Genomic DNA, 3265 nt, shown 5'->3' on the forward strand with positions numbered 1-3265 from the left:
TCAATACGGTAGCTGAACGGCGTGCTCAGGGCTTCATCGCCTTCAAAAGCCAGCACGTCGAGCTCTGCGTCACAGCCCTTTACCGCCAGCAGGTGGTGGTTATGGCTGAATCTGATTGGGGGATTATTACTCATTCGTCCACTCCCTGTTTCACGTCAAACTCCAGCCCGATATCTTCTTCTTCACACCAGCCTTGCGTCAGTAATTACAGCTTCACTTTATGAGATCCTGTAAATTAGCAGCAGGTGGTTATCTCAAAATTAAAACCAGCAATAGAAGTATATTTAGACCTATCTCTTATTTAAGATACATCTACTGCCTGGTGTTTCCCGGAGCTGATCCTGTTCGATATCTGAACGTTCTGGTGATCCTGTCCCAGATATCAACCAGTTGTGAATCCGTATAGGTTTTCGTTTCCTTACCAGAGTTATGTAACTCAACAGAAAATACCGGAAGTTTCAAATCACCCGTTTTTTCATTACCGTAAAATTGAAACGTATAGTAATTAACGTTTTTCTCTTCCGGTTGATAGATGTCCTGCTTACCTTTCATCAGCCATTCTTCTGCATCTATGTCTGGCAACTTTACAGTGCCTTTCTTGAGTGTATGGGCACCAACCCTGATGAGGGCAGCATTTATTTCATTACCTCGTTCCAGTAATGTGTTGTCTTTAGCCAGAGTATTATAACTGTTAACGATAATCTCAAAATCAACTGGCTTATATATAAAAGTAATATCATCTTTCGACATCATATTTGTATCATTAATAAAACCTTCCGGAATACAGATGCCAGGTAATGTTGGTACTTCTTCATCCTCTCTTCCCTTTAATCTGGATAGCAGGCTTTGCATTTCCGCCAACTTCTGAGGCTTATCGTTTAAATCGCTTTCCTTCGAACCACTATTTAAATAATCCTCTCTGTCCTTTTTGTATTTTGGGTCGGACAGGTCAGTAATCTGAGTTGTTATTATGAATGCCACGCCATTACTATAAAAATGGCCCTCAAGAATTCTCCCAAAGCCTGGAACATTCCCGTTTTCATTTCGATCGAAAATGACTGTATTATCGTTTACCCGGTATACCTGTTTCAGATAAGGAAGGTCTTTAGGATCAACTGTAGGGCTATGGTTTAATTCCTGTTCTCGTAACCGGATACGTTGAGCAAACGCCGGAGGATACAGCCGCTTGCTGGTAATTCTCATTTCATTGATCTTTACCTGCCCCATCGCAACGTTATTGAATGAAGCGGGCACATCAAAGAGATAGCGGCCAATGCACTGAGATTTGGTCTGTTCAAATAGTTTATTCGTCATTTGTTTTTCCTTTGCCGTTAAAGGAGCTACCGGCCACGAACGGGTGAGCAACCAGAAAACTGTAGAGAGAATAAGGGCGACAACAAGTAATCCCATCCATAAATGCCTTACCCGCATGAGGCGACCTCCCCGGCCATTTTTATAATTGAGCGTAACGTGAACTTCATCGCAATGGAAAGACCGTTTTCCGTACTGGTATCCCCCACGGCGTAGGCGCCTTCATGATCTACTTCAGTCGCAAGCAGCGAGCGGATCCCGGGAAAATTAATCCTGCCAGCACGTACTGGTACGGTTCCGTCCCCGGCGCTGCCGGAGGAGGTCAATTCAAATGTGTTCCCTGCTGCATGGCGATAAACGGGAAGCTCCAGCGGTACGCCCATAACCGGTCTCGGTGCCGGGATCTGCTGCCATATCAGATGATCGTCTGAAGGATATTTTTCACTGGCACCATAAAATGCATAGGTATTGGGATGATATTTTCCGTTTAAATTTTCTATAAATTTTTGTACATCCTTTTTTATCCTGTTCTGATAACTTTTCCATCCCTTACCCACATCATCCAGCAGCAATTCTTTCTCACACAGCCGCCACCAGTCACTTTCATTCAGATAAATTTCCGTGTAAGGGTCTGACTCCGGCTTATTCATATTTACCGTGCCGTTAATTTTCAGCCAACCCGGCCCGTAGGCTTTACCCGGCAGCAGTTGCAGAGGGCCTGGTGACTGGGCCAGTACCGGCATCAGGTTTGCTGCATCAGCGCCAATTACCGCTCCGACAATACCCCGCTCTCCGGTCTTCATTCGGCGATATGCCGCCGGCGATCCCAGATCAGGCATAACGCCATGAACGATGCCCAGAATATTGTCTCTGCCGTTCATTTGTTCTGAATAATGCCGGGCCACCAGGCCCCCCATGGAGTGGGTGACCAGAATGACGTTATTGGTGGCAAGCCTGCCGTGATAAGTGCCTAAAGTCTCACTGATATATCGTTCGAGAGACGCGGCCGAATCAGCGTTTGACTGCAGCCAGTTATAGCCAAAAACATGCACGGGAAAAAGGTAATCATAACTCCGCCTGACCTCAGGCTCAGTCAGCGCATCTTCGCCTTTCTCTGCACCTAAATTTTCACCAATCAGTAACTGGCGGGGCGTTCGCCTGCTGGTGCCATTGATCAGGTTATCAATCAGAATATGACCGTCATTCAGCATGCACTGAAGCACATGGAGAGGTTCACCGTAACTTTTGTAAAGCGCACTGCCCCAGCCACGGGCCGCTCTGGAGGGAAACCCTCTGCCGTCAAGATCGTCGTAAAGTACCTTTCCCGTTAAATCGACTTCAGTGGTAAGAGGATCCAGCAAGACTTTTCTTTGTTCTTTTGACTTAGACAGCCATGCCAGCGCATCTGAGCCCTGAAACATGTCTGCATGCCAGACTTTTTTATCAGAATCTATCTTTTTAAGATTCGTTCCCATGACTCCCGGCAGAAAAATAACCGGGATCACCTTTTCCGCCACCTTAGGACAGGCAACCACCAGATTGTCTTCCGCTCTGCCATTAGGCAAGGTGTAGTACGCTCGCCCATTTTCATCATATTCTGGTCGGCTCACGATCTCGTTTTCTGCTGCTTGAGTCATGGTTATTTTTCTCCCTCGAACCGCAGTTTGTCCGTCACCACATTAACCTGCTTCATTAAATCGCCTTTTCCATCTCCAGAGGTTGAGACGATTTGACTGGCTGCATCCTCCCCCTGAATGGCCATTTTCTGCGCTGCCAGAGCTGACCCATCGTAGGCATCAATCGCCTTAGGTGTATAAGAAAAATTCGCGTTTTCCCAGCCCTGGGTCGCCTGACTCATACTCTGTCCGCCAAACTTCTGCCACACCGCCGCCCGCTGGATGATTTTGTCCGGTGCCGCACACTCCACCGTCCCGTCTGCGATACGAATATAGCC

The 3265-nt window shown here is 47.0% G+C and carries 2 protein-coding genes and 2 pseudogenes; all 4 read right to left on the reverse strand.

The annotated features are described in order from the left end of the window. Positions 1 to 134, reverse strand: a pseudogene (locus GA0061070_RS25750) (type VI secretion system tip protein VgrG); the annotation flags it as partial. 178 nt (positions 135 to 312) lie between these two features. After that, positions 313 to 1410 (reverse strand): T6SS immunity protein Tli4 family protein, encoded by a 1098-nt coding sequence (locus GA0061070_RS24140; protein ID WP_139109839.1) that lies wholly within the window; start codon positions 1408 to 1410, stop codon positions 313 to 315. Positions 1411 to 1421: 11 nt separating this feature from the next. After that, entirely contained in the window at positions 1422 to 2948 is a 1527-nt protein-coding gene (locus GA0061070_RS24145) for an esterase/lipase family protein (protein WP_090139054.1), read from the reverse strand. 2 nt (positions 2949 to 2950) lie between these two features. After that, positions 2951 to 3265 (reverse strand): annotated as a pseudogene (locus GA0061070_RS25390) (DUF2345 domain-containing protein); the annotation flags it as partial.

Source organism: Kosakonia oryziphila, assembly GCF_900094795.1.
Lineage (GTDB): Bacteria > Pseudomonadota > Gammaproteobacteria > Enterobacterales > Enterobacteriaceae > Kosakonia > Kosakonia oryziphila.